The organism is Variovorax sp. Root473 (assembly GCF_001426505.1).
Lineage (GTDB): Bacteria > Pseudomonadota > Gammaproteobacteria > Burkholderiales > Burkholderiaceae_C > Variovorax.
Window position 1 is genome coordinate 13,898 of sequence record NZ_LMEV01000020.1, and the last position, 23,839, is coordinate 37,736.

The window sequence follows — 23,839 nt, forward strand, 5'->3', positions numbered from 1 at the left end:
GCCTTGCCGCAGGTGCCACCGATGACGGCCGCGCCGGCACGCGCCGCGTCGCCGCTGCCCGCGCCTCCCGTGCGGCGCCGCGTGTTCGCGCCGCTCGAACCCATCAGCGCGTCCGCGCGCACGCTGCTGGGGCTGGGCTTCTTCGTGCTCTTCGTGGTGGTGTGGGGCATTGCCACGCTGGGTGGCTTCGTGTCACCCACCTTCCTGGCGAGCCCGATCACGATGGTGAAAGAGGGCTGGCTGCTCTTCACCGAGTACGGCTTCATCGGCGACATCGGCATGACCGTGTGGCGCGTGTTCGGCGGCTTCCTGCTGGCGGCCGTCATCGCGGTGCCGCTGGGCGTGGCCATGGGCACATGGAAGACGGTCGAGGCCTTCTTCGAGCCCTTCGTGTCGTTCTGCCGCTACCTGCCGGCCTCGGCTTTCATTCCGCTGCTCATCCTGTGGGCGGGCCTGGGCGAGATGCAGAAGCTGCTGGTGATCTTCATCGGCTCGTTCTTCCAGATCGTGCTGATGGTGGCCGTCACCGTGGGCGGCGCGCGGCGCGACCTCGTCGAGGCGGCCTACACGCTGGGCGCCAACAGCCGCGGCATCGTGGCACGCGTGCTCATTCCGGGCGCCGCACCGGGCATTGCCGAAACGCTGCGCCTCGTGCTCGGCTGGGCATGGACCTACGTGATCGTGGCGGAGCTGATCGGCTCCTCGTCGGGCATCGGCCACATGATCACCGACAGCCAGGCGCTGCTGAACACCGGGCAGATCATCTTCGGGATCATCGTGATCGGCGTCATCGGCCTGCTTTCGGACTTCGCCTTCAAGGCAATCAACCGTCGCCTGTTTGCATGGGCCGCACTGTGATGTCGCAGAACCAACTTTCCATCCAGGGCGTCTCGCGCGTCTTCACCGGCGCCAGGGGCCAGCGCACGCAGGCGCTGCAGCCGATCGACTTCGAGGTGAAGGAGAACGACTTCGTCACCATCCTCGGCCCCTCGGGCTGCGGCAAGTCGACGCTGCTGCGCATCGTGGCGGGGCTCGACTTCCCGACCACCGGCCAGGTGATGCTCGACGGAGAGCGCATCGAAGGCCCCGGCGCCGACCGCGGCGTGGTGTTCCAGAGCTACACGCTCTTTCCGTGGCTCACGGTGGCGCAGAACATCCGCTTTGGCCTGCGCGAGCGCGGCATGAGCGAGGCCGACCAGAAGGAGCGCAGCGAGTTCTTCATCGCCAAGGTCGGCCTGCGCGGCTTCGAACACCACTTTCCCAAGCAGCTCTCGGGCGGCATGCAGCAGCGCACGGCCATTGCGCGTGCGCTGGCCAACGACCCCAAGATGCTGCTGCTCGACGAGCCCTTCGGCGCGCTGGACAACCAGACCCGCGTGCTCATGCAGGAACTGCTGCTGGGCATCTGGGAGTCGGCGCAGAAGACGGTGCTGTTCGTCACGCACGACATCGACGAGGCGATCTTCATGGCCAACCGCGTGGCGGTGTTCAGCGCGCGTCCCGGGCGCATCAAGACCGAGATCGCGGTCGACTTTCCGCACCCGCGCAGCTACACCATCAAGACCTCGCCGGAGTTCATGGACATCAAGGCGCGCCTCACCGAAGAAATCCGCGCCGAGTCGATGGCCGCCGCGGAACATTGAAAGCACGATGAAACGCGACCTGCCGTCCCTCGCGCTCTATGCGCAAGTCAAGGATCACATCTCCCGCAAGATCCAGGACGGCACGTGGCCGCCCGGCCACCGCCTGCCTTCAGAGAACGAGCTGGTCGCGCAGTTCGGCATGGCGCGCATGACCGTGAACCGCGCCCTGCGCGAGCTCATGGAGCAGGGCCGCATCGTGCGCGTGGCTGGCGTCGGCAGCTTCGTGGCCGAGAACAAGCCGCAGTCGACGCTGCTGCAGATCGCCAACATCGCCAGCGAGATCCGCCAGCGCGGCCATGACTACCGCTGCGAGATGCTCGCGGTCGAGCGCCTCGCGGCCTCGCCCGACGTGGCCGCATGGCTCGACCTGCGCGCGGGCGACTCGGTGTTCCACAGCGCCTGCCTGCACCTGGACAACGACACGCCCGTGCAGCTCGAGGAGCGCTATGTCAACCCGCAGGTCGTGCCCGACTTTCTCGAGCAGGACTTCACGGCCGTGCCGCCCAGCGAATACCTCGTGCGCCACGTGCCCTTCGACCAGATCGAACACGTCGTCGATGCCGTGCTGCCCAGCGCCGAGCAGGCCGAGCGGCTCGCGATGGCGCCCACCGACCCCTGCCTGCTGCTGACGCGCCGCACCTGGATCCGCAACACGCCCGTGACCTGGGTGCGCTGCCTGCATCCGGCCTCGCGCTACAGCCTGGGCAGCCGCTTCAAGTCCGACGGCAACCCGACCTTCGGCTAGACAGACCGTTTTTTCGACCCTCAGAGGCCCACGTTTTCTCTCGCAATCACTTGTATAGACAGGTTCACATGCCAAGCCATCACACCGCCACCCCCGAAGCCACCCTGACCCTCACGCCCGGCAAGGTCGACCTTGCGATGCTGCGACGCATCCAGGCCGGCGGCGTGCAACTCGTGCTCGATGCGTCGGTGCGCGACGGCATGGCCAAGGCCGAGGCCGCGGTGCGCCACATCGTCGAGAACGACGAGGTGGTCTATGGCATCAACACCGGTTTCGGCAAGCTCGCCAGCACGCGCATCGGCAACGACCACCTGGCCGAGCTGCAGCGCAACCTCGTGCTGTCGCACAGCGTGGGCACCGGCGAGCCGCTGGCCGCGCCGGTGGTGCGCATGATCCTCGCGACCAAGGCCGTGAGCCTGGCGCGCGGCCACTCGGGCGTGCGGCCCGCGCTGGTCGATGCGCTGCTGGCGCTGTTCAACGCGGGCGTTACGCCCAGCATCCCGTGCAAGGGCTCGGTCGGCGCCTCGGGCGACCTCGCGCCGCTGGCCCACATGGCCTGCGTGCTCATCGGCGAAGGCGAAGCCACGCTGGCCGACGGCAAGAAGGTGAGCGGCGCCGAAGCCATGCGCAGCATCGGCCTCGAACCCTTCGTGCTCGGCCCCAAGGAAGGCCTGGCGCTGCTCAACGGCACGCAGGTATCGACCGCGCTCGCGCTCGCCGGCCTGTTCGGCGCGGAAGACGTGTTCGCCTCGGCGCTGATGTCGGGCGCGCTGTCGCTCGAAGCCATCCAGGGCTCGATCAAGCCCTTCGACGCGCGCATCCACGCCGCACGCGGCCAGCCCGGCCAGATCGCCGTGGCCGGCGCCGTGCGCACGCTGCTCGACGGCAGCGAGATCGTCCCGTCGCACGCCGACTGCGGCCGCGTGCAGGACCCGTATTCGGTGCGCTGCATCCCGCAGGTGATGGGCGCCTGCCTTGACAACCTGGCCCACGCCTCGCGCGTGCTGGTCATCGAAGCCAACGCCGCATCCGACAACCCGCTGGTCTTCACGGACACCGGCGAGGTCATCTCGGGCGGCAACTTCCACGCCGAGCCCGTCGCCTTCGCGGCCGACATCATTGCGCTGGCGGTGAGCGAAGTCGGCGCCATCGCCGAACGCCGCCTCGCGCTGCTGCTGGACAGCGGCCTCTCGGGCCTGCCGCCCTTCCTCGTGCGCGACGGTGGCCTGAACTCCGGCTTCATGATCGCGCAGGTCACGGCCGCCGCACTCGCCTCGGAGAACAAGTCGCACGCGCACCCCGCCAGCGTCGATAGCCTGCCGACCTCGGCCAACCAGGAAGACCACGTGTCGATGGCCACCTTCGCGGCGCGCCGGCTGGGCGACATGGTCAACAACACCGCGGTCGTCGTCGGCATCGAAGCGATGGCTGCTGCGCAAGGCATCGAACTGAAACGCGGGCTCAAGAGCTCGCCGCTGGTCGAGGCCGAGTTCGCCCGCATCCGCCAGAAGGTCGCCTTCCTCGAGCGCGACCGCTACCTCGCACCCGACATCGAAGCCATGCGCCTGTGGGCGCTCGCAGCCGACCTGCCGGCCGCGCTGCTCGACATCCTGCCCAGCCATTCCAAGTAATCCGCACCGTCCCTTATCCGACCTTCCGACAAGGAGAACCACGCCATGAACGCACCCGACAAGATCGACCTGAACCAATCCACCGATCCGCGCCACGACCCCACGCGCGTGATCCGCGCGCCGCGCGGCACCGAGCTGAACTGCAAGAGCTGGCTCACCGAAGCCCCGTTCCGCATGCTGCAGAACAACCTCGACGCCGAGGTGGCCGAGCGCCCGCAGGACCTCGTGGTGTACGGCGGCATCGGCCGCGCCGCGCGCAACTGGGCCTGCTACGACCAGATCCTCGCGTCGCTGAAGGAGCTGAACGACGACGAGACGCTGCTCATCCAGTCGGGCAAGCCGGTCGGCGTGTTCAAGACGCACGAGAACGCACCGCGCGTGCTGCTCGCCAACTCGAACCTCGTGCCCAAGTGGGGCACCTGGGAGCACTTCAACGAACTCGACCGCAAGGGCCTCTTCATGTACGGCCAGATGACCGCTGGCAGCTGGATCTACATCGGCAGCCAGGGCATCGTGCAAGGCACCTTCGAGACCTTCGTCGAAGCCGGCCGCCAGCACTACAACAACAGCCTCGCGGGCAAGTGGATCCTCACGGCCGGCCTGGGCGGCATGGGCGGCGCGCAGCCGCTCGCGGCCACGCTGGCGGGCGCCGTGTCGCTCAACATCGAGTGCCAGCAGTCGAGCATCGACTTCCGCCTGCGCACGCGCTATGTCGACAAGCAGGCGCGCGACATCGACCATGCGTTCGAACTCATCCAGCAGCATTGCGACGCGAAGGAAGCCGTGTCGATCGCGCTGCTCGGCAACGCGGCCGACATCCTCCCGGAACTGGTCAAGCGTGCGAAGACCGGTGGCCTCAAGCCTGACCTCGTCACCGACCAGACCTCCGCGCACGACCTGATCAACGGCTACCTGCCTTCGGGCTGGACGGTGCCGCAATGGCAGGCCGCCATGAAGGACGTGTCGCAGCACGATGCGCTGAAGAAGGCCGCCGCGAAGTCGTGCGCCGTGCACGTGCAGGCCATGCTCGACTTCCAGGCCATGGGCATCCCCACGGTCGACTACGGCAACAACATCCGCCAGGTTGCGTTCGACGAAGGCGTGAAGAACGCCTTCGACTTCCCCGGCTTCGTGCCGGCCTACATCCGTCCGCTGTTCTGCGAAGGCAAGGGCCCGTTCCGCTGGGTGGCGCTGTCGGGCGACCCGGAAGACATCTACAAGACCGACGCCAAGATCAAGGAGCTGTTCCCCGAGAACACCCACACGCACCGCTGGCTCGACATGGCGCGTGAGCGCATCGCGTTCCAGGGCCTGCCCGCGCGCATCTGCTGGCTGGGCCTGGGCGAGCGCCACATCGCCGGCCTGGCCTTCAACGAGATGGTGAAGAACGGCGAACTGAAGGCACCCATCGTCATCGGCCGCGACCACCTGGACACCGGCTCGGTCGCGAGCCCGAACCGCGAGACCGAGGCGATGAAGGACGGCACCGATGCGGTGAGCGACTGGCCGCTGCTCAACGCGCTGCTCAACACCGCGGGCGGCGCCACCTGGGTCAGCCTGCACCACGGCGGCGGCGTGGGCATGGGCTATTCGCAGCACTCGGGCGTGGTGATCGTGTGCGACGGCACCGACGCGGCGGCCCAGCGCATCGGGCGCGTGCTTTTCAACGACCCGGCCACCGGCGTCATGCGCCATGCCGACGCGGGCTACGACATCGCGGTTGCCACGGCGAAGAAGCAGGGCCTGAAGCTGCCGATGGTCAAGTGACTCGCCGAGTGCAGTAAAAAAAGCGGGTCACCGACACCCAAAAAAGAAGGTGGCCCGACGATGGCTCTCGATGCTTCCGATCAGCAGCGCCGCGTGTTCTCAGTGCGGTTCCTGGGCGACGACATCCGCCACGCGCCCCGCAGCTGGAAGACCTCGCCCGATTTCCCGGGCCTGGCCGAGCGCCTGCCGGCCGGTGCGCCGATGGACGACGCGCTCTTTCCGCGGCTCGTGGGCTGAGCCGGGTAAGACGAAGGTAGAAAGAAAAAACGCGCTCATTCCCATCGCGTGGGAATTCGGGCTTGGACGTGGGAACGGCGAGCAAGATACTGCACGCCGCATCCACTTTCGACCGCCCAGCGATTGCCCCCGATGACGACTCCGCTTGAAGCTCCCGCCCACAACGACCGCGCGCTGTTCGTGCTGTCGGTGCTGGCGCAAAGCAAGGTGGCGATGACGGCGGCCGAGCTGGTGCAGGCCACGGGCCTGTCGCAGAGCACGCTGTACCGGCAGGTCGCCACGCTGCGCCGCTGGGGCTTCGTGATGGAGTCCGAGGGCCGCTACTCGCCGGGGCCCGTGAGCGTGCAACTGGCCAGCGGCTTCGACGGCAACTCCGACCTCGTGATGGCTGCGCGCGTCGACATGCGCGCGCTGGCGCAGCAAAGCCACGAGAGCGTGGCGCTCGTCACCCTCGTGAACGAGCGCGTCGTGTGCCTGGAGATGATCGACAGCGAACAGTCGCTGCGCTGCTCCTTCGACCGCGGCCGCAGCGTGCCCGCGCGTGACGGCGCCAGCGCCAAGTGCCTGCTGGCGCACGCGCCGGCCGACACGCGCGACCTGCTGCTCGACGGCCTGGACGAAGCGCCCGAACGCCGCGCCGAGCGCGCCGCCGAACTCGACGCCATCCGCGCGGCCGGCCATGCCGTGACGCACGGCGAGGTCGATGCCGGCGTGTGGGGCGCGAGCGCGCCGGTGCTGGCCGCGGGCCGGCGCCTGCGCGGGGCGATCACGCTGATGGCACCGCTCACGCGTGTCGAAGGCATGGAAGCTGCATTGGTCCACATGACCGTCGTCACGGCGGCCCGCATCTCGCGCGCACTGCAGTAGCCGTGCTGTTTCTTTTTTTCTTTCTCCTCACCTCCACGAAAGCCCTCCCATGAACACCCGTCGCACCCTCGTCGCCGCCGCCCTGTCCGGCTTCGCCTTCCTCGGTTTCGCTGGCGCTGCACAAGCCCAGGGCGAGCCGCTGCGCGTGGCCACCGACGCCACCTTCCCGCCGATGGAGTTCGTGGAAAACGGCAAGCGCACCGGTTTCGACGTCGAGCTGGTGGAAGCGATCGGCAAGACGCTGGGCCGCAAGATCGAGTGGATCGACATCGACTTCAAGGGCCTCGTGCCGGGCCTCATTTCGAAGCGCTTCGACATGGCCGTCTCGGGCATCTACATCACCGACGAGCGCAAGAAGGTCGTCGACTTCACCGTGCCTTACTACGCGGGCGGCCTCGTGGTCATGGTGAAGGACAACAACACGACCATCAAGAAGCCGGCCGACATCAACGGCAAGAAGGTCAGCGTGCAGGTGGGCACCAAGTCGGTGGCCTACACCAAGGAGAAATTCCCGCAGGTGCAGCTGATGGAAGTCGAGAAGAACCAGGAGATGTTCAACCTCGTGGACATCGGCCGCGCCGACGCCGCGGTCACCGGCAAGCCCGCCGCCTTCCAGTACGTGCGCACGCGCGGCGGCCTGAAGGTGCTCGACGAGCAGATCACCACCGAGGAATACGGCATGGCCATCCGCAAGGACACGCCCGAGCTGACCAAGGCCGTGAACGGCGCGATCGAGAAGCTGAAGGCCGACGGCACGTATGCGGCCATCGTGAAGAAGTGGTTCAGCGCGAACACCAAGTAAGCGGGCCATGGATCTCGATTTCTCGCCCGTCTGGCAGGGCTGGCCCGACCTGCTGCGCGGCGCGCTGGTCACGGTGGAGATCACCGCCTGCGCGCTGGCGCTCGGTTGCGTGCTGGGCCTGCTGGCCGGCATCGGCCGGCTGAACCCGAAGCGGCGCTGGATCTACGGCGTGTGCACCGCCTACGTGGCGGCCATTCGCGGCACGCCGCTGCTGGTGCAGCTGTTCATCCTGTTCTTCGGCCTGCCGCACTTCGGCATCCTGCTGCCCGCTTTCCTGTGCGGCGTGCTGGGGCTGGGCGTGTACTCGGGCGCCTATGTGTCGGAGATCGTGCGCGGCGCGATCCAGTCGATCGACAAGGGCCAGACCATGGCGGCGCAGTCGCTGGGCATGACGCCGGCCACCGCGATGCGCGAGATCGTGCTGCCGCAGGCCGTGGTGCGCATGATTCCGCCGCTGGGCAACGAGTTCATCGCGCTCATCAAGAACTCGGCGCTGGTGTCGCTGCTGACCATTCACGACGTGATGCACGAAGGGCAGAAGATCATCAGCGTGTCGTACCGCTCGCTGGAGGTGTACCTTGCCATCGCGGTCGTCTACTTCGTGCTCACGGGCACCATGACGCTGGTGCTGCGCCACTTCGAGCAGCGCCTGCGCCAGGGCGGGTTGATGCGATGAGCGTGCAGCGCTTTTCGCGCGCGGCCCTGTGCGCCACGCCCTGGAAGAACGGCGGCGGCACCACGCAGGAAATCGCCAGCTGGCCGCCCGGCGCGGGGCTCGACAGCTTCGGCTGGCGCGTGAGCATTGCGACCATCGCGTCGCCCGGTCCGTTCTCGGTGTTCCCCGGTGTCGAGCGGCAGATCATGCTGCTCGAAGGCGACGGCGTGCGTCTGTTCACGCACGACGGCCGCGTGTCACACCGGCTCGACGTGCCGCACCAGCCCTTCGCCTTTTCCGGCGACGACCCGATCGACTGCACGCTGCTCGGCGGCGCCTCGAACGACTTCAACGTGATGACGCGCAGTGGCCAGTGGCGCGCCGATGTGCAGGTGCTGGACCACGTCGCCGACATCGCGCCCGCAGCGCACGGCGTGCTGCTGGCGTTGCGCGGCGATTGGCGCTTGAATGACGAAGGCCTGGGCGAAGGCGAGGGCCTGTGCTGGACCGACGCCGCGCCAGCGTGGCAAGCCACACCGGCGAGCAACGACGCGCGGCTCGTGGCCGTGCGCTTCGTGCCGGCCTGACCGGCAAGAGGACAAAGGATGACGATGAAACCCGCGAGCGAATTCCCCTCGGCCGACGGCCTGTGGACCGGCCTGCGCCTGGCGCCCGGTGCGGCGCCCGGCGTCACGTTGGCGCCCGATGCCGACGCCGCCCTCGTGGTCGCGCAGGGCGCGGTCCGCTGGGTCGGTGCGCGCGCCGATCTGCCCGCCGAGTTCGCGGGGCTCGCGCCGCACGACGGCGGCGGCGCGCTCGTCACGCCCGGCCTCGTCGATTGCCACACGCACCTGGTCTACGGCGGCCAGCGCGCCAACGAGTTCGCGATGCGGCTCGCGGGTGCGACGTACGAAGAAGTGGCCAAGGCCGGCGGCGGCATCGTCTCGTCGGTGCGCGCCACGCGCGAAGCGGACGAGGACACGCTGTTCGCGCAGGCCGCGTCGCGTCTCGAACAATTGCTGGCCGATGGCGTCTGCGCCATCGAGATCAAGTCGGGCTACGGCCTGGCGCTCGAACACGAGCGCAAGCAGTTGCGCGTGGCGCGTCGCCTGGGCGAAGCCTACGGCGTGACCGTGCGCACCACTTTCCTCGGTGCGCATGCGCTGCCGCCGGAATATGCAGGTCGCAGCGCCGAGTACATCGACCTCGTCTGCCACGAGATGCTGCCCGCGCTCGCGGCCGAAGGGCTGGTCGACGCGGTCGACGTGTTCTGCGAACGCATCGCCTTCTCGCTCGAGGAAACCGAGCAGGTCTTCCAGGCCGCCAAGGCGCTGGGCCTGCCGGTCAAGCTGCATGCCGAGCAGCTGTCGGACATGGGCGGCGCCGCGCTGGCCGCGCGCTACGGGGCGCTCTCGTGCGACCACATCGAGCACCTGTCGGCCGAGGGCATCGCGGCCATGCGCCAGTCGGGCACCGTGGCCGTGCTGCTGCCCGGCGCCTACTACACGCTGCGCGACACGCACCTGCCGCCCATCGACGCGCTGCGCGCCGCGGGCGTGCCGATGGCCGTGTCGACCGACCACAACCCCGGCACTTCGCCGACGCTGAGCCTGCTGCTGATGATCAACATGGCCTGCACGCTGTTCCGCCTCACCGTGCCCGAGGCGCTGGCCGGCGTCACCGTGCATGCCGCGCGCGCGCTGGGCCTGCAGGCCACGCACGGCGCGATCGCGCCCGGCATGCCCGCCAACTTCGTGCTCTGGAACCTGAACGATGCGGCCGAGCTGGCCTACTGGTTCGGCCAACAGCCGGTGCGCACCGTGGTGCGCCAGGGGCGCATCGCCATCGGAGCCACCGAATGACACACACGCTTTTCGCAGCCGACGCGCTGCTGCCCGAAGGATGGACCAGGAACGTTCTGCTGACGTGGAACGACGCGGGCCAGCTCACGCAGGTGCAGGCCGGCGCACAACGCCCTGCCGATGCGCAAGCCGCCCAAGGTCCCGTGATCCCCGGCATGCCCAACCTGCATTCGCACGCCTTCCAGCGCGCCTTCGCGGGCCTGACCGAGCACCGTGCCGAACCAGAGAAAGCGACGGGCCGCCCCGAGCTTTCTCGCCCCCCTCGGGGGGAGGTGCCGACGTTGTCGGCGCCAGGGGGCGTTGCCGACAGTTTCTGGAGCTGGCGCACGCTGATGTACCGCTTTGCCGCGCGTCTCGGCCCGCAGCACATGGAAGCCATTGCGACCTGGCTGTATGCCGAGATGCTCGAGGCGGGCTACACCAGCGTGTGCGAGTTCCAGTACGTGCACCACGACACCGACGGGCGCCCCTACACCGACGACGCGGCGCTGAGCCGCGCGCTGCTGCGCGCTGCGCAGGCCACCGGCATCGGCTTCACGCTGCTGCCGGTGCTCTACCAGACCAGCGGTTTCGGCGACCAGCCGCCCACCGAGGGGCAGCGCCGCTTCATCCGCTCGACCGAGTCGATGCTGCGCCTGCTCGAAACGCTCAAGCCCGACTGCGATGCGCAGGGCGCGCGCCTGGGCCTGGCGCCGCATTCGCTGCGCGCCGTGCCGCCCGACGCGCTGCACGAGGCGCTTGCCGGTCTCGATGCCATCGACCGCACGGCGCCGGTCCACATCCACATCGCCGAGCAGACCAAGGAAGTGGACGACTGCGTCGAATGGAGCGGCCTGCGCCCGGTCGAATGGCTGCTCGACCACGCGCGCGTCGATGCGCGCTGGTGCCTCGTGCACGCCACGCACATGAACGACGCCGAATACGAATACGCCGCGCGCAGCGGCGCCGTCGCGGGCCTGTGCCCGACGACCGAGGCCAACCTGGGCGACGGCATCTTCGACTTCGCGAAATGGCGCAGCCATGGCGGCGCCTGGGGCGTGGGCTCCGACAGCCACGCCAGCGTCAACGCGGCCGAGGAGCTGCTGATGCTCGAATACAGCCAGCGCCTGGCCAAACGCCAGCGCAACGTCGGCGCCAGCGCGGCGCAGCCGCACGTGGCCACCGCGCTCACGCTCGAGGCCGTGCAGGGCGGCGCGCAGGCCTCGGCGCGCGCGGTGGGCGGACTCGCCGCGGGCCAGCAGGCCGACTTCGTCGTGCTCGATGCGGCGCATGTCGCGCTGCAGGGCCTGTCGGCACCCGACATGCTTTCGGCCCATGTGTTCGCGAGCCACCGTACCTCGGCCGTCGATGCGGTCTGGGTGGCGGGCCGCGCGCGCGTCGCCGCTGGCCGCCACGTGCTGCATGACGAGGCCGTGTCGGCCTTCGTGGCCGCGCGCACTCGACTCCTGCAGGACTGAGAATTCACCCATGCCCCTCTTCACCACCACCGAACCGGCGTTCCGCTTTCGCCAGGGCACGCGCCCGCTGCTGATTTCCATGCCGCACGTCGGCACGCACGTGCCGCCCGCGCTGGCCGCGCGCTTCACCGACGAGGCACGCCATGTGCCCGACACCGACTGGCACCTCGAACAGCTCTACGACTTTGCCGATGCACTCGGCGCCTCGGTGCTCGTGGCCACGCATTCGCGCTACGTGGTCGACCTGAACCGTCCGCCGGACGGTGCCAGCCTGTACCCGGGCCAGAGCGTCACCGGCCTGTGCCCGGTCGACACCTTCGACGACACGCCGGTCTACGCGAACGCCGCCGAGCAGCCGTCCGACGCCGAGATCGCCGAACGCCGCGACGCCGTCTGGCGTCCTTACCACCAGCAGCTGCAGGCCGAGCTCGACCGCCTGACGTCCGCGCACGGCACCGTCGCGCTGTGGGACGCGCACTCGATCCGCTCGGTGCTGCCGCGCTTCTTCGAAGGCAAGCTGCCCGACCTGAACCTGGGCACCGCCGACGGCAAGAGCTGCGACCCCGTGCTGGCCGCCACGCTGCGCGGCATCGCCGAATCGGCGCCGGGCTACACCGGCGTGCTCAACGGCCGCTTCAAGGGCGGCCACATCACGCGCCAGTACGGCAACCCGGCCGGCGGCGTGCACGCGGTGCAGCTGGAGATGACCCAGTCGAGCTACATGCAGGAAGCGCTGCCCTTCGACTACCTGCCCGACGTGGCCGCGGGCGTGAAGCCGCACGTGCGCCGGATGCTGGAGGCGGTGCTGGCCTTCGTCGAGAGCCGTTGAGCCGGCCGCTTTCGCGTTCAGGTGGAACGCCATCGATCCGGCTTTGCCGGTCGATCGGCGTTGCCCCCGGTAGGGGGGAGGAGAAGCGGACACGAAGTGCCGCGGAGCCTGGGGGCGAGCGAGAATAGGGGGCTATGAAGCCTCTTGTCTACACCCGCGGCCAGGCCCTGCCTGGCATCCTCGCCCAGCGCATTGCCATCCTCGACGGCGCGATGGGCACGATGATCCAGCGCTTCAAGCTCACCGAAGAGCAGTACCGCGGCGAGCGATTCAAGGATTTCGAGCGCGACGTGAAGGGCAACAACGAGCTGCTCTCGCTCACGCGCCCCGACGTCATCACCGACATCCACGAGGCCTACCTCGCGGCCGGCGCCGACCTCATCGAGACCAACACCTTCGGCGCCACCACCATCGCGCAGGAGGACTACAAGATGGCCCACCTGGCGCGCGAGATGAACCTCGAATCGGCCAGGCTGGCGCGCGCGGCCTGCGACAAGTACAGCACGCCGGACAAGCCGCGCTTCGTGGCCGGCGCCCTCGGCCCGACGCCCAAGACCGCCAGCATCAGCCCCGACGTGAACGACCCGGGCGCACGCAATGTCGATTTCGAATCGCTGCGCGCGGCGTACTACGAGCAGACCGAAGCGCTCGTGGAAGGCGGCGCCGACGTGATCCTGGTCGAAACCATCTTCGACACGCTCAACGCCAAGGCCGCGCTGTTCGCGGTGGACGAGTATTTCGACAACAGCGGGCAGCGCCTGCCGCTGATCATCAGCGGCACGGTGACCGACGCCTCGGGCCGCATCCTCAGCGGCCAGACCGTCACCGCCTTCTGGCACAGCGTGCGCCATGCGCAGCCGCTGGCCATCGGCCTGAACTGCGCGCTGGGCGCGACGCTGATGCGCCCCTACATCCAGGAGCTGGCGCGCGTGGCGGGCGACACCTACATCAGCTGCTACCCGAACGCCGGCCTGCCCAATCCGATGAGCGACACGGGCTTCGACGAGACGCCCGACGTCACCTCGCGCCTGCTGCACGAGTTCGCGGCCGAGGGGCTGGTGAACATCGTGGGCGGCTGCTGCGGCACCACGCCGGACCACATCGCGGCGATCGGCGCGGCGGTGGCGCCTGCCAAGGGGCGCCTGTTGAACACAAACGGCTTCTACAAGGAAGCTGCCTGAAGCCAGGCGCCGTGCGCGCCTTCGGCTGATTGACGGCTCCCCGCCCCGCGCCTACGCTGGCGCGCACAGGAGCCTCCCATGAACGCCACATCCTTCTTGCGCCGCGCTGCCTTGGGCGCGCTCGTCTTGCTGCTGCCGCTTGCGGCGGCGGCGCAGCAGGCCTTCACGCGCGGCGCGGTCAACCTGCGCGCCGGGCCCTCGGGCGACTACCCGCTGGTGGCACGGCTCGGGCCGGGGCAGCCGGTCGACGTGGTCGGCTGTACCAGCGGCTACGGCTGGTGCGACGTGGTGCTGCCTGACGGCGGGCGCGGCTGGGTCTGGTCGAGGAACCTCGACTACGCCTACCAGCAGCAGCGCGTGCCGCTGGCCACCTACGGCGCGGTCATCGGCGTGCCCATCGTGAGCTTCGTGATTGGCAGCTACTGGGCCGACTACTACCGCGACCGCCCCTGGTACGGCGACCGGCGCTGGTGGGGCCAGCGGCCACCGCCGCCGATCGCGGGCTGGCGCCCGCCGCCGCCTGTGCGCCCGGCCTGGCAGCCGCGGCCCTGGCCGCCGGGGCAGGGCGTGCGACCGCCGCACGGGCCCGGCGTCCGGCCACCGCATGGCCCGGGCGTTCGCCCGCCCGGTGGGCCGGGTTACCGGCCGCCCGTCGACCCCGGTTTCCGTCCACCGCGGCCACAGCCGGGCTTCCGGCCCGGACCGCCGCCGGGCGTGTCGCATCCGCATCCGGGCGGGGGCCGGCCCGGTGGGGGCGGTGGTGGTGGAGGCGGGCGTCCGCACGGCGGGGGTGGTGGTGGTGGCGGGCACGGCGGCGGAGGTGGACACGGCCACGGCCGGTCCTGAGCAGGGTCAGACGGTCGGCGTCTCGATGCCGGCGGCCGCCTGCCGGTCGCGCGCGATCAGCGCCACGAAGCGCTGCGCGCCCAGGCCCAACGGCCGTTCGCGCGACCACACCACATCCACCCACAGGTCAAGCCCGTTGCTGAGGTTCTCGAACGGAATCTCGACCAGCGCGCCGGCCGCCACATGCGGCCGCGCGAAGTTGCGCGGCAGCCAGCCCCAGCCCAGCCCGGCAGTGATCAGGCTCAGCGCGGCCAGCGCGTTGTCGGTGCGCCAGACATGCCGCGCGAACACGAAGCGCGGGTCGCTGGTGCCCAGGTCGCGCCCGGCGACCACGATCTGCCGCGTGTTGGTGAGGTGCTCCTCGCGCAGGCGCTCGCCGGCCGCGGCGCGCAACACCGGGTGGTCGGGCGCCATCACCGCGACCATGGTGTCGCTGCCGACCTCCTGGAAGCCCTCCCGGCCGTCAAGGCTGGGGCGCTCGAACACCAGCGCCAGCTGGGCCCGGCCGCTGTGCAACAGCGCCAATGCATCGGCCTGCGGCGCGGCCAGCACCTCGACCTGCAGCAGCGGGTAGTCGTCGGCCAGCGCAGCCAGCGGCCCGCTCCACGGCGCGGCCAGCAGCTCGGGCGCGATGGCCAGCGTGAGCCGGTCTTCCAGTCCCTGCGTGAGCGCCAGCGCCTGCACCTGCAGCTGCCGCAGCTGGGCCGCGAGCAGTCGCGCCTGCGGTTCGAGCGAGCGCGCGGCAGCGGTGGGCTGGGGCTCGCGGCCGCTGCGGTCGAACAGCGGCAGCGCCAGTTCGGCCTCGAGGTTGGCGATGGCCATGCTCACGGCCGACGGCACCTTGCGCAGCGCCCGGGCGGCGGCTGAAAAGGAGCCGTGATCGATCACGGCCAGGAAGACCTCGACGTTGTCGCTGGAGAAAGCCATGGCGTGCCCGATCTGTCCGATCTATCAATAAAACTGAAATAAGTTAACTTTTTATATCAGTAAAACACAAATAAAGTCCACCCATCGCAGTCAAACACACAGAGAAATTCATGCAGGGCATTCAGCGCCGGATCGTTTACATCTCCCTCTACGAGGGCATCGCCATCGTGGCGGCCAGCGCCGGCCTGGCCCTGATGTCGGACGCGGGGCTGGGCCACTCGGGCCTGCTGGCCGTGGGTGCCTCGGTCATCGCCGTGATCTGGAACCTGACGTTCAACGCCCTGTTCGAGCGCTGGGAATCGCGCCAGGCGGTGCGCGGGCGCAGCCTGAAGCGCCGCATCGCCCACGCCATCGGCTTCGAAGGCGGCCTGATCGCGTTCCTGGTGCCGATGCTGGCCTGGGGCCTGGGCGTGTCGCTCTGGCAGGCGCTGGTGATGGACCTGGGCCTGGTGGTGTTCTTCCTGGTCTACACCTTCGCCTTCAACTGGGCCTTCGATCGCGTGTTCGGCCTGCCGGCTTCGGCGATGGGGGAAGCGCAGCCTGCGTAAGGCGGCATCGATCCGGCTTATTTCGCCGGCCTTGGCGCGGCGGCCGAGCGCATCGCCAGGGCCCCGCTCAGGCGCAAGCGCTCGTTCTCGTTGAAGAGCGTCTCGCGCAGCACGGCCCGCTCGGCCTCGGGCGCGTTGGCATAGCGGTCGAGCCGGGCGTTCCACTCCTGCGTTTCCTGGTCGAGCGTGGCCAGGCCGCGCGCCACCTCGTAGCCGTAGGCCTCGCTGCGCGCGGCAAAGCGCTCCTGGGGGCTCGCGCCGCGCGTCTGCAGCGCCTCGGTCTGGCGCATCACGTCGAGATGGGCCACCGCGTCCTTGCGCACCTCGCGCTGGGCAGGCGACAGCCAGGCCTGCTCGCTCTGCGCCAGCGCCGCCGCGCGCTGCTCGGGCGTGAGGTCGGGGTTGGACAGCAGCTCCATCTTCTCGGCCATGAACTGGTCCTGCCGGATCTGGTCGCCGAACAGGCCTTCGATTTCCTCGGGCGCGAAGTACTGGCGGCGCACGGCCTCGCGCGCTTCCAGGCTGCGGCGCAGGAAGGCCGGGTCGCCGGGCGCGGGCGGCTGCAGCGTGCGCAGGGTTTCCTGCATGTCGACGTAGCGCTCCAGCAGGCCCAGCGCACGCACGCGCCAGTCTTCGCGCAGGTGTTTGGCGAGCAGGGCGGGCGCGCGGGCCATGAGCGTGGCCTTGCTGTCGGCCTGCGCTTCGGCGAGCACCTGGTCGAAGAGGGTGATGAGGCCGCTGGTGAGCAGGGCGTCCGGGGCGGCGGCGGCTGGTTGCGCGGGACGGGGCGTGGTGGGCGCTGCGACCGCCGCCGTGGCGCGGGGCGCGGCGGCCCGTGGCGCTTCGACCGCCTCGGGGCCGAGCGCCAGCCAGCCGGTTCCCGCGGCCACCAGCGCGACCGCGCCGATGGTCAAGGCCACGCCGCGCATGGACCGCGTCCTCAGAGTCCCGCGCTCTTGAGTCGGGCAGCCTGTTCCCTGAACAGCGCTGGCGGCTTCTTCTCGTAGTACGGGAACTGGCTGCCGTAGGTGTTGCCGAAGGCCTGGTTCACCTCGTCGAGGTGGTTCTGGCGGTAGTCGCCCAGGTGCGTGCCCAGTCGCGTGGTGCAGACCGCGAGCAGGCCGTCGTTGGCCTCGCCGAAGAAGAACAGGCTGCCCAGCGTCGAGAGCGCCGTGTCGCTCGGGTCGAAGAGGTTGAAGCTGGTCGATACGCCCGACCACGAGTAGTAGCGCACGTTGTTGACGACGGCCGGGCCGCTCTTCACGTCGCACGACGAGCCCGCGGCGGGGCGCCCCTGCGGGAACCTGGCGTCGAAGGCCGCGCCGCCCGCCGTCGTGAGCGAGGCCAGTGCGTTCAGCGGCACCTCGGGCAGCTGGCTCGGGTCCTTGCCCGAGAGGAAACCGATCATTCCCGTCAGCAGCCCGACCGCCTTCACCACCAGCGTCTGGGCGATGCCGCCTTCGGGCAGTCTGGCCAGCAGGTCGGCCACCTTCGAGCCACCGTTGGCGCCACCCACCGACGTGACCGACGCCACCATGTCGGGCGCCACCGCCGCCACGTAGCGCACCGTGGGCGAGCCCTGCGAATGGCCGATGAGGTTGAACTTGAGCGTGGGGTTCTGCTCGAGCGCGCGGATGGTCTTGAGCTCCTGCAGCAGCTGCTCGCCGCGGATCTCGGAGGTGTTGGTGCCCGACACCTGCGCCACGTACACCTTGGCGCCCGCGCCGGCCAGCTGGCCGGGGATGTCGTAGAAATAGTCGACGCCCAGCAGGTTGTCGAAGCCCAGCAGGCCGTGGACCAGCACGATCGGGTACTTGGTCTTCGCCATGTCGGAGGTGACGAAGGCCTCGACGCGCGTGGCCGTGCCGCTGGCCGCGGCACGGGCCGGTGCCGCGAGAACCGTGAGGGCCGCGGCGGCCAGGAGACCGCAGCCCAGGGCCACGGCGCGCATCGGGGTGGCTGCATGCTGCAACCGGGCAATCGACTTCCTGACCATCTGGCGCTCTCCCTCACGTCTGGTTAAAAACACGAACGTTCGTTCGGAAACGGTGGGCGCATTCTGTTGACGCATGCAGGAATGAAAACTGGGGTTTTCCCAGGGCGCCATCGAATCGACCTAAAATGCGCGACTTCCCAAGGAGCGTTGCAGCGGTTCGCCACAGAGGCGAATCGTCAGGCTTGGGGCGACAACGACGCTCGCCTGTTCGACTCTTCCGCAGGTGAGGCCATGTCCCAGATTCCCGCATCCGTTTCCGCTCCCGTCGCTCCCCCTCCCATGAAGCTGTCCGGCCTTGAGCCGGTCGCCATCGGCGAAGGTTCGCTGTTCGTCAACATCGGCGAGCGCACCAACGTCACCGGCTCCAAGGCCTTCGCGCGCATGATCCTCAACGGCCAGTTCGAGGACGCCCTGGCCGTCGCGCGCCAGCAGGTGGAGAACGGCGCGCAGGTGATCGACATCAACATGGACGAGGCCATGCTGGACAGCAAGGCCGCCATGGTCCGCTTCCTGAACCTCATTGCCAGCGAGCCCGACATCGCGCGCGTGCCGGTGATGGTCGACAGCTCGAAGTGGGACGTGATCGAGGCCGGGCTGCGCTGCATCCAGGGCAAGGGCATCGTCAACTCCATCTCCATGAAGGAGGGCGTCGACAAGTTCAAGCACGAGGCCAAGCTGGTCAAGCGCTACGGCGCCGCCGCGGTCGTCATGGCCTTCGACGAGAAGGGCCAGGCCGACACCTACGCACGCAAGATCGAGATCTGCGAGCGCGCCTACCGCGTGCTGGTCGACGAGGTGGGCTTTCCGCCCGAAGACATCATCTTCGACCCGAACATCTTCGCCATTGCCACCGGCATCGAGGAGCACGACAACTACGCGGTCGACTTCATCAACGCCGTGCGCTGGATCAAGCAGAACCTGCCGGGCGCCAAGGTGTCGGGCGGCGTGAGCAACGTGAGCTTCAGCTTCCGCGGCAACGACCCCGTGCGCGAAGCCATCCACACCGTGTTCCTGTACCACGCGATCCAGGCGGGCATGGACATGGGCATCGTCAACGCCGGCATGGTCGGCGTGTACGACGACCTGGAACCCACGCTGCGCGAGCGCGTGGAAGACGTGGTGCTCAACCGCCGCTCCGACGCAGGCGAGCGCCTCGTCGAAGTGGCCGAGACCGCCAAGAGCGGCGCCAAGGACGACAGCAAGAAGCTCGAATGGCGCGGCACGCCCGAGCACCCGGTGCACGTCAACCAGCGCCTGTCGCACGCGATGGTGCACGGCATCACCGACTTCATCGTCGAAGACACCGAAGAGGCCTACCAGGCCATCCTCGCCAAGGGCGGGCGCCCGCTGCACGTGATCGAAGGCCCGCTCATGGACGGCATGAACATCGTGGGCGACCTGTTCGGCCAGGGCAAGATGTTCCTGCCGCAGGTGGTGAAGTCGGCGCGCGTGATGAAGTCGGCCGTGGCCCACCTCATCCCCTACATCGAGGAAGAGAAGCGCCAGGACGAGGCCGCGGGCCGCGACGTGCGCACCAAGGGCAAGATCATCATCGCCACCGTGAAGGGCGACGTGCACGACATCGGCAAGAACATCGTCACCGTCGTGCTCCAGTGCAACAACTTCGAAGTGGTGAACATGGGCGTGATGGTCCCGTGCCACGAAATTCTTGCGAAGGCCAAGGTCGAGGGCGCGGACATCGTGGGCCTGTCGGGCCTCATCACGCCCAGCCTCGAAGAGATGCAGTACGTGGCCGGCGAGATGCAGAAGGACGACCACTTCCGCATCAGGAAGATCCCGCTGCTCATCGGCGGCGCCACCACCAGCCGCGTGCACACCGCCGTGAAAATTGCGCCGCACTACGAAGGCCCCGTGGTCTACGTGCCCGACGCCTCGCGCAGCGTGAGCGTGGCGCAGAGCCTGCTCTCCGATCAGGCCACCGCGTACATCGACGAGATCAACGCCGACTACGCCAAGGTGCGCACGCAGCACGCCAACAAAAAGCAGGTGCCGATGTGGCCGCTGGCCAAGGCGCGCGCCAACAAGACGCCGGTCGACTGGTCGAGCTACACACCGCCCGTGCCCAAGTTCATCGGCCGGCGCCTGTTCAAGAACTTCGACCTCACCGAGCTGGCGAAGTACATCGACTGGGGCCCGTTCTTCCAGACCTGGGACCTGGCCGGCCCGTTCCCTGCCATCCTGAAGGACGAGATCGTCGGCACCGAGGCCGTGCGCGTGTACGCCGATGGCCAGCGCATGCTCAAGCGCCTCATCGAAGGGCGCTGGCTCAGCGCCAGCGGCGTGGTCGGCTTCTGGCCTGCCAACACCGTGAACGACGACGACATCGAGCTGTACACCGACGAGACGCGCAGCGAAGTCGCGCTCACCTGGTACGGCATGCGCCAGCAGACCGAGAAGCAGGTGATCGACGGTGTGATGCGCCCCAGCCGCTGCCTGGCCGACTTCGTCGCGCCGAAGGACAGCGGCGTGAAGGACTACGTCGGCATGTTCGCCGTCACGGCCGGCCTGGGCGTCGAGAAGAAAGAGAAGTTCTTCATCGACGACCTCGACGACTACTCCGCCATCATGCTCAAGGCCCTGGCCGACCGGCTGGCCGAGGCTTTTGCCGAGGCGATGCACCACCGCGTGCGCACCGACCTGTGGGGTTACGCGCCCGACGAAGGCCTCAGCAACGAGGACATGATTGCCGAGAAGTACCGCGGCATCCGCCCCGCGCCCGGCTATCCGGCCTGCCCCGACCACAGCGTGAAGGGCCCGATGTTCGACCTTCTGAACTGCGCGGACATTGGCATGACCCTGACGGAGAGCCTCGCTATGATGCCCGCCGCCAGCGTGAGCGGCTTCTACCTCGGGCACCCCGACGCGACGTACTTCAACGTCGGCAAGATCGGGCACGACCAGTTGCAGGACCAGGCCGCGCGGCGCCATGCGAGCGAAGCGGAGCTCGAGCGCCTGCTGGCGCCGAACCTTTGAACCTGCCGGCCGGTCGGCGCGACCGGAGTGACCGGCCACGGGAGTTGATATTCAGAAGCTGATCTTTGCCGCCGCGCACTACACCCAGTTCGCGATCTTCGTGATCGCCTGCTGGGGTGCCGGCCGCGCGGTGCTCGCGCGCCTGCGTCCCCCGTCGCGCCGCGACGCCTGGCTCGAAGCCGCCATGGCCGCGGCGCTTGGCGTCGGCCTGTACATCTGTGCCTTCCAGGCGCTGGCGATCTTCGGGCTGTTCCGCCGCGAGGCCACGCTGGGCCTGGTCGGCGCGGGCGTCGTGGCCGCCGCGTGGCAGTGGCGCGGCTGGCGCGCCGACATCCGCGCACTGCGCGCGGCCGCACCCGCCACCCCGCCGTGGAGCCGCTTCGAGCGCATCGCCGCCATCGCGCTGGCGCTGGTCGCATTGCCGGCACTGGTGGCGCCGCTCGCGCCGCCGGCCGCCTTCGACGAGCTGATGTACCACCTGCCGTATGCACGCCTCGTGGCGCAGCAGGGCACGCTGGGCATCCACGACTGGCTGCGCTACCCCTGGTTCCCGTACAACTACAACCTGCTGTACGCCGCCGCGCTGCAGGTGGGCGACGACGTGCTGCCGCACTTCCTCAACGCCCTGGCGGGTGCGCTGTCGGTGCTGATGATCTTCCGCCTGGGCATCCTGCATGCCAACCGGCTCACTGCCTGCATCGGCGCAGCCATCTGGCTGGGCATGGGCGACTACGCCAACGCGCTGATCGACATGGGCGTGGCGCTGTTCGTGTTGTCGGCCTGCGTGGCGCTGTGGTGGTGGCGTGAGTCTGAACCGTCCGAACCGCTGCGCGACGGCACGCGCTGGCTGTCGCTTGCGGCTTTCTGCCTCGGCGTGGCGGCGGGTTCGAAGTACCAGGCGCTGATCTTCCTGCCGCTGGTGGCGCTGTTCGTGGTGCGCCACGAGCGCCGCGTGTGGCGGGCCTGGGCGCCCGCGCTGCTGTGCTTCCTGATCCCGTGCATCTACTGGTACGCGCGCAACGCCATCATGACGGGCGACCCCTTCAACCCGATCGGCGCGCGCGTGTTCGGCTTCACCGAATGGGTGCCGGCCGACTACGTGCAGCAGGTGGCCGACGTGCGCGACCACGCCGAGATGCCCAACGCGCTGATCTGGTCGGTGTTCCTCGCGCCTTTCAGCGTGCTCTGGAAGCGCTCCGCCGCCGTGCGCGCGGCGGGCTGGTTCTGCCTGTATTCGGTGGCCGTGTGGGTCGTGACCTCGCGCTACCCGCGCTACCTCATGGCCTCGTTCCCGCTGCTCGCCATGACGGCGGCCGTGGGCTGGCAGGTGCTGTTCGGCTGGATCGCGGCGGGCGTGCGCCGCCTGCGCGGCGCCCCCGCTGCCGTCGCACCCGCCGGCCCGCGCAGCGGTGCCGGCGTCGGCGACTGGGTCGTCGTGCTGCTGCTGGCCGTGCTGGCCGCCGTGTCGGTCGGGCAGACGGCCACCAAGGTGTCGATGATCTCGCTCACGCCCGAGGCGCGCGAGGCCTTCCTGCGCAAGCACGTGCCGGGCTACGGCGTCATGGACTATGTGCGCCGCAACGTGACCGGCCGCGTCTACCAGATCGCGCTGAACGAGGCGATCTACTACGGCCCCAACCCGATCTGGGGCGACACGCTCGGACGCTGGCGCTACCGCGACTACCTGCTGCTGTCGCCCGGCGACACGGCGCGCAAGCTGGCCGCCGAGGGCTTCACCACCGTCGTCATGTCGCCCGAGATGGTGAAAGTGCTCAGCGTGCGGCCTGACTTCGACAAATACTATGGCTTGCTGCACGAACAAGACGGCAGCCGGGCCTACCGACTGCTTCCGGCGACCGCCCCCCTGACCGCACCATGACCGACGACCGATCCGCCTCCCTGTCCGCCATGCCGCGCATTGCCGCCGTCATTCCCTGCTTCAACGAGGCCCTGGCCATCACCCAGGTAGTCGAAGGCTTCCGCGCGGCCTTGCCCGGCGTCGAGATCCACGTCTTCGACAACAACTCCACCGACGACACGGCCGCCGTGGCCCGCGCGGCCGGCGCGATCGTCACGCACGTGGCCGCGCGCGGCAAGGGCAACGTGGTGCGGCGCATGTTCGCCGACGTCGAAGCCGACATCTACGTGATGGTCGACGGCGACGCCACCTATGACACCACCGCCGCGCCGCGCCTCATCGCGCGACTGGTCGAGGGCAACCTCGACATGGTGGTCGGCAGCCGCGTCGACGACGGGCAGGACGCACTCACCTACCGCGCCGGCCACCGCTTCGGCAACTGGCTGCTCACGGGCACCGTGGCGCAGCTCTTCGGTGGCGGCCTGACCGACATGCTCTCGGGCTACCGCGTGTTCTCGCGCCGCTATGCCAAGTCGTTCCCCGCGCTGTCGCAGGGCTTCGAGATCGAGACCGAACTCACCGTGCACGCGCTCGAGCTGCGCATGCCCTACGCCGAGGAAGGCACCGCCTACAGCACGCGTCCCGAGGGCTCGCACAGCAAGCTCTCGACCTACCGCGACGGCTGGCGCATCCTGAAGACCATCGGCAAGCTCTTTGTCAGCGAGCGGCCGTTGCAGTTCTTCTCGATCGTCGCCGCGGTGCTCGCGATCGGTGCGCTCGCGCTGGCCGTGCCGCTGTTCATGACCTACGCCCACACCGGCCTGGTGCCGCGGCTGCCCACGGCGGTGCTCGCCACCGGCGCGATGCTGGCGGCACTGCTGTCGTTTGTCTGCGGCGTGGTGATGCACACCGTCACGCTCGGCCGGCAGGAGGCCAAGCGGTTGCGCTACCTGGCGCAGCCCTGCGTGCGCGAGAGCTTGCGCGCGCGCTGATG

Annotated in this window: 21 protein-coding genes, 1 pseudogene and 1 riboswitch; of the genes and pseudogenes, 19 read left to right on the forward strand and 3 right to left on the reverse strand. The window is 69.1% G+C overall.

What is annotated here, in order from left to right:
* The first annotated feature begins 21 nt into the window (after positions 1–21).
* The 15 genes and pseudogenes from ASD34_RS24865 (at position 22) to ASD34_RS24930 (ending at position 14,522) form a co-directional block, all read left to right on the forward strand.
* The gene (locus ASD34_RS24865; RefSeq protein WP_056583534.1) at positions 22–858 is read left to right on the forward strand and encodes an ABC transporter permease; all 837 of its coding nucleotides are present in this window, start codon (positions 22–24) and stop codon (positions 856–858) included.
* A complete protein-coding gene (locus ASD34_RS24870; protein WP_056583537.1) occupies positions 843–1,643 on the forward strand; it encodes an ABC transporter ATP-binding protein in 801 nt (266 codons plus the stop codon). Before ASD34_RS24865 ends, ASD34_RS24870 begins: the two co-directional genes overlap by 16 nt.
* Positions 1,644–1,650: 7 nt before the next feature.
* A complete protein-coding gene (hutC, locus tag ASD34_RS24875; RefSeq protein ID WP_056583540.1) occupies positions 1,651–2,388 on the forward strand; it encodes a histidine utilization repressor in 738 nt (245 codons plus the stop codon).
* A 68-nt stretch (positions 2,389–2,456) separates the two neighbouring features.
* Positions 2,457–4,019, forward strand: a complete 1,563-nt coding sequence (gene hutH / locus ASD34_RS24880; protein ID WP_056583541.1) for a histidine ammonia-lyase — start codon at positions 2,457–2,459, stop codon at positions 4,017–4,019.
* A 45-nt stretch (positions 4,020–4,064) separates the two neighbouring features.
* Positions 4,065–5,786 carry a urocanate hydratase gene (gene hutU, locus ASD34_RS24885; RefSeq protein WP_056583544.1) on the forward strand — a complete coding sequence of 574 codons (1,722 nt, stop codon included), beginning with the start codon at positions 4,065–4,067 and terminating at the stop codon, positions 5,784–5,786.
* Between the two features lie 84 nt (positions 5,787–5,870).
* Positions 5,871–6,023 (forward strand): annotated as a pseudogene (locus ASD34_RS27305) (phytanoyl-CoA dioxygenase); the annotation flags it as partial.
* 132 nt (positions 6,024–6,155) lie between these two features.
* Positions 6,156–6,890, forward strand: coding sequence for an IclR family transcriptional regulator (locus ASD34_RS24890; protein WP_056583547.1), 735 nt, complete (start codon positions 6,156–6,158; stop codon positions 6,888–6,890).
* A gap of 49 nt (positions 6,891–6,939) precedes the next feature.
* Positions 6,940–7,692: a transporter substrate-binding domain-containing protein gene (locus ASD34_RS24895; protein ID WP_056583549.1), complete on the forward strand. Its 753-nt coding sequence runs from the start codon at positions 6,940–6,942 to the stop codon at positions 7,690–7,692.
* 7 nt (positions 7,693–7,699) lie between these two features.
* On the forward strand, positions 7,700–8,368 hold the full coding sequence (locus ASD34_RS24900) for an amino acid ABC transporter permease (RefSeq protein ID WP_056583552.1): 669 nt from the start codon (positions 7,700–7,702) through the stop codon (positions 8,366–8,368).
* The gene (locus ASD34_RS24905; RefSeq protein ID WP_056583555.1) at positions 8,365–8,934 is read left to right on the forward strand and encodes a HutD family protein; all 570 of its coding nucleotides are present in this window, start codon (positions 8,365–8,367) and stop codon (positions 8,932–8,934) included. Before ASD34_RS24900 ends, ASD34_RS24905 begins: the two co-directional genes overlap by 4 nt.
* 24 nt (positions 8,935–8,958) lie before the next feature.
* Positions 8,959–10,209, forward strand: coding sequence for an imidazolonepropionase (gene hutI / locus ASD34_RS24910; protein ID WP_082549121.1), 1,251 nt, complete (start codon positions 8,959–8,961; stop codon positions 10,207–10,209).
* Positions 10,206–11,666, forward strand: a complete 1,461-nt coding sequence (locus ASD34_RS24915) for a formimidoylglutamate deiminase (protein WP_056583560.1) — start codon at positions 10,206–10,208, stop codon at positions 11,664–11,666. Before hutI ends, ASD34_RS24915 begins: the two co-directional genes overlap by 4 nt.
* A 10-nt stretch (positions 11,667–11,676) precedes the next feature.
* Positions 11,677–12,495 (forward strand): N-formylglutamate deformylase, encoded by an 819-nt coding sequence (gene hutG / locus ASD34_RS24920; RefSeq protein ID WP_056583564.1) that lies wholly within the window; start codon positions 11,677–11,679, stop codon positions 12,493–12,495.
* A gap of 134 nt (positions 12,496–12,629) precedes the next feature.
* A complete protein-coding gene (locus tag ASD34_RS24925; protein WP_056583567.1) occupies positions 12,630–13,676 on the forward strand; it encodes a homocysteine S-methyltransferase family protein in 1,047 nt (348 codons plus the stop codon).
* A 78-nt stretch (positions 13,677–13,754) separates the two neighbouring features.
* Positions 13,755–14,522, forward strand: a complete 768-nt coding sequence (locus tag ASD34_RS24930; protein ID WP_056583570.1) for an SH3 domain-containing protein — start codon at positions 13,755–13,757, stop codon at positions 14,520–14,522.
* A 6-nt stretch (positions 14,523–14,528) separates the two neighbouring features.
* Here the strand turns inward: ASD34_RS24930 and ASD34_RS24935 are convergent, their stop codons facing one another.
* Positions 14,529–15,449, reverse strand: a complete 921-nt coding sequence (locus tag ASD34_RS24935; RefSeq protein WP_056583573.1) for a LysR family transcriptional regulator — start codon at positions 15,447–15,449, stop codon at positions 14,529–14,531.
* Between the two features lie 110 nt (positions 15,450–15,559).
* Here ASD34_RS24935 and ASD34_RS24940 point away from each other — a divergent pair, with 110 nt between their 5' ends.
* Positions 15,560–15,997 (forward strand): PACE efflux transporter, encoded by a 438-nt coding sequence (locus ASD34_RS24940; protein WP_056583580.1) that lies wholly within the window; start codon positions 15,560–15,562, stop codon positions 15,995–15,997.
* Positions 15,998–16,014: 17 nt separating this feature from the next.
* Here ASD34_RS24940 and ASD34_RS24945 read toward each other — a convergent pair whose 3' ends face one another.
* Both ASD34_RS24945 and ASD34_RS24950 read right to left on the reverse strand, forming a co-directional pair.
* On the reverse strand, positions 16,015–16,926 hold the full coding sequence (locus tag ASD34_RS24945; protein ID WP_056583586.1) for a lipase secretion chaperone: 912 nt from the start codon (positions 16,924–16,926) through the stop codon (positions 16,015–16,017).
* Between the two features lie 11 nt (positions 16,927–16,937).
* On the reverse strand, positions 16,938–17,993 hold the full coding sequence (locus ASD34_RS24950; protein ID WP_235510244.1) for an esterase/lipase family protein: 1,056 nt from the start codon (positions 17,991–17,993) through the stop codon (positions 16,938–16,940).
* A gap of 133 nt (positions 17,994–18,126) precedes the next feature.
* Positions 18,127–18,202, forward strand: a riboswitch (S-adenosyl-L-homocysteine riboswitch).
* Positions 18,203–18,224: 22 nt separating this feature from the next.
* On the opposite strand from ASD34_RS24950, the gene metH reads away from it, so the two are divergent.
* The 3 genes from metH (at position 18,225) to ASD34_RS24965 (ending at position 23,837) form a co-directional block, all read left to right on the forward strand.
* A complete protein-coding gene (gene metH / locus ASD34_RS24955) occupies positions 18,225–20,987 on the forward strand; it encodes a methionine synthase (protein WP_082549074.1) in 2,763 nt (920 codons plus the stop codon).
* A 100-nt stretch (positions 20,988–21,087) separates the two neighbouring features.
* Positions 21,088–22,866, forward strand: coding sequence for an ArnT family glycosyltransferase (locus tag ASD34_RS24960; protein ID WP_235510247.1), 1,779 nt, complete (start codon positions 21,088–21,090; stop codon positions 22,864–22,866).
* Positions 22,863–23,837, forward strand: a complete 975-nt coding sequence (locus ASD34_RS24965) for a glycosyltransferase family 2 protein (RefSeq protein WP_056583592.1) — start codon at positions 22,863–22,865, stop codon at positions 23,835–23,837. The genes ASD34_RS24960 and ASD34_RS24965 overlap by 4 nt, the downstream gene beginning before the upstream one ends.
* The last annotated feature ends 2 nt before the right edge of the window (positions 23,838–23,839 follow it).

What these genes read in the sequence shown, in the direction of transcription:
- ASD34_RS24865 (WP_056583534.1), top strand. Translation starts at nt 22, where the DNA reads ATGACGGCCGCGCCGGCACGCGCCGCGTCGCCGCTGCCCGCGCCTCCC.
- ASD34_RS24870 (WP_056583537.1), top strand. Translation starts at nt 843, where the DNA reads ATGGGCCGCACTGTGATGTCGCAGAACCAACTTTCCATCCAGGGCGTC.
- hutC (WP_056583540.1), top strand. Translation starts at nt 1,651, where the DNA reads ATGAAACGCGACCTGCCGTCCCTCGCGCTCTATGCGCAAGTCAAGGAT.
- hutH (WP_056583541.1), top strand. Translation starts at nt 2,457, where the DNA reads ATGCCAAGCCATCACACCGCCACCCCCGAAGCCACCCTGACCCTCACG.
- hutU (WP_056583544.1), top strand. Translation starts at nt 4,065, where the DNA reads ATGAACGCACCCGACAAGATCGACCTGAACCAATCCACCGATCCGCGC.
- ASD34_RS24890 (WP_056583547.1), top strand. Translation starts at nt 6,156, where the DNA reads ATGACGACTCCGCTTGAAGCTCCCGCCCACAACGACCGCGCGCTGTTC.
- ASD34_RS24895 (WP_056583549.1), top strand. Translation starts at nt 6,940, where the DNA reads ATGAACACCCGTCGCACCCTCGTCGCCGCCGCCCTGTCCGGCTTCGCC.
- ASD34_RS24900 (WP_056583552.1), top strand. Translation starts at nt 7,700, where the DNA reads ATGGATCTCGATTTCTCGCCCGTCTGGCAGGGCTGGCCCGACCTGCTG.
- ASD34_RS24905 (WP_056583555.1), top strand. Translation starts at nt 8,365, where the DNA reads ATGAGCGTGCAGCGCTTTTCGCGCGCGGCCCTGTGCGCCACGCCCTGG.
- hutI (WP_082549121.1), top strand. Translation starts at nt 8,959, where the DNA reads ATGAAACCCGCGAGCGAATTCCCCTCGGCCGACGGCCTGTGGACCGGC.
- ASD34_RS24915 (WP_056583560.1), top strand. Translation starts at nt 10,206, where the DNA reads ATGACACACACGCTTTTCGCAGCCGACGCGCTGCTGCCCGAAGGATGG.
- hutG (WP_056583564.1), top strand. Translation starts at nt 11,677, where the DNA reads ATGCCCCTCTTCACCACCACCGAACCGGCGTTCCGCTTTCGCCAGGGC.
- ASD34_RS24925 (WP_056583567.1), top strand. Translation starts at nt 12,630, where the DNA reads ATGAAGCCTCTTGTCTACACCCGCGGCCAGGCCCTGCCTGGCATCCTC.
- ASD34_RS24930 (WP_056583570.1), top strand. Translation starts at nt 13,755, where the DNA reads ATGAACGCCACATCCTTCTTGCGCCGCGCTGCCTTGGGCGCGCTCGTC.
- ASD34_RS24935 (WP_056583573.1), bottom strand. Translation starts at nt 15,449, where the DNA reads ATGGCTTTCTCCAGCGACAACGTCGAGGTCTTCCTGGCCGTGATCGAT.
- ASD34_RS24940 (WP_056583580.1), top strand. Translation starts at nt 15,560, where the DNA reads ATGCAGGGCATTCAGCGCCGGATCGTTTACATCTCCCTCTACGAGGGC.
- ASD34_RS24945 (WP_056583586.1), bottom strand. Translation starts at nt 16,926, where the DNA reads ATGCGCGGCGTGGCCTTGACCATCGGCGCGGTCGCGCTGGTGGCCGCG.
- ASD34_RS24950 (WP_235510244.1), bottom strand. Translation starts at nt 17,993, where the DNA reads ATGGTCAGGAAGTCGATTGCCCGGTTGCAGCATGCAGCCACCCCGATG.
- metH (WP_082549074.1), top strand. Translation starts at nt 18,225, where the DNA reads ATGTCCCAGATTCCCGCATCCGTTTCCGCTCCCGTCGCTCCCCCTCCC.
- ASD34_RS24965 (WP_056583592.1), top strand. Translation starts at nt 22,863, where the DNA reads ATGACCGACGACCGATCCGCCTCCCTGTCCGCCATGCCGCGCATTGCC.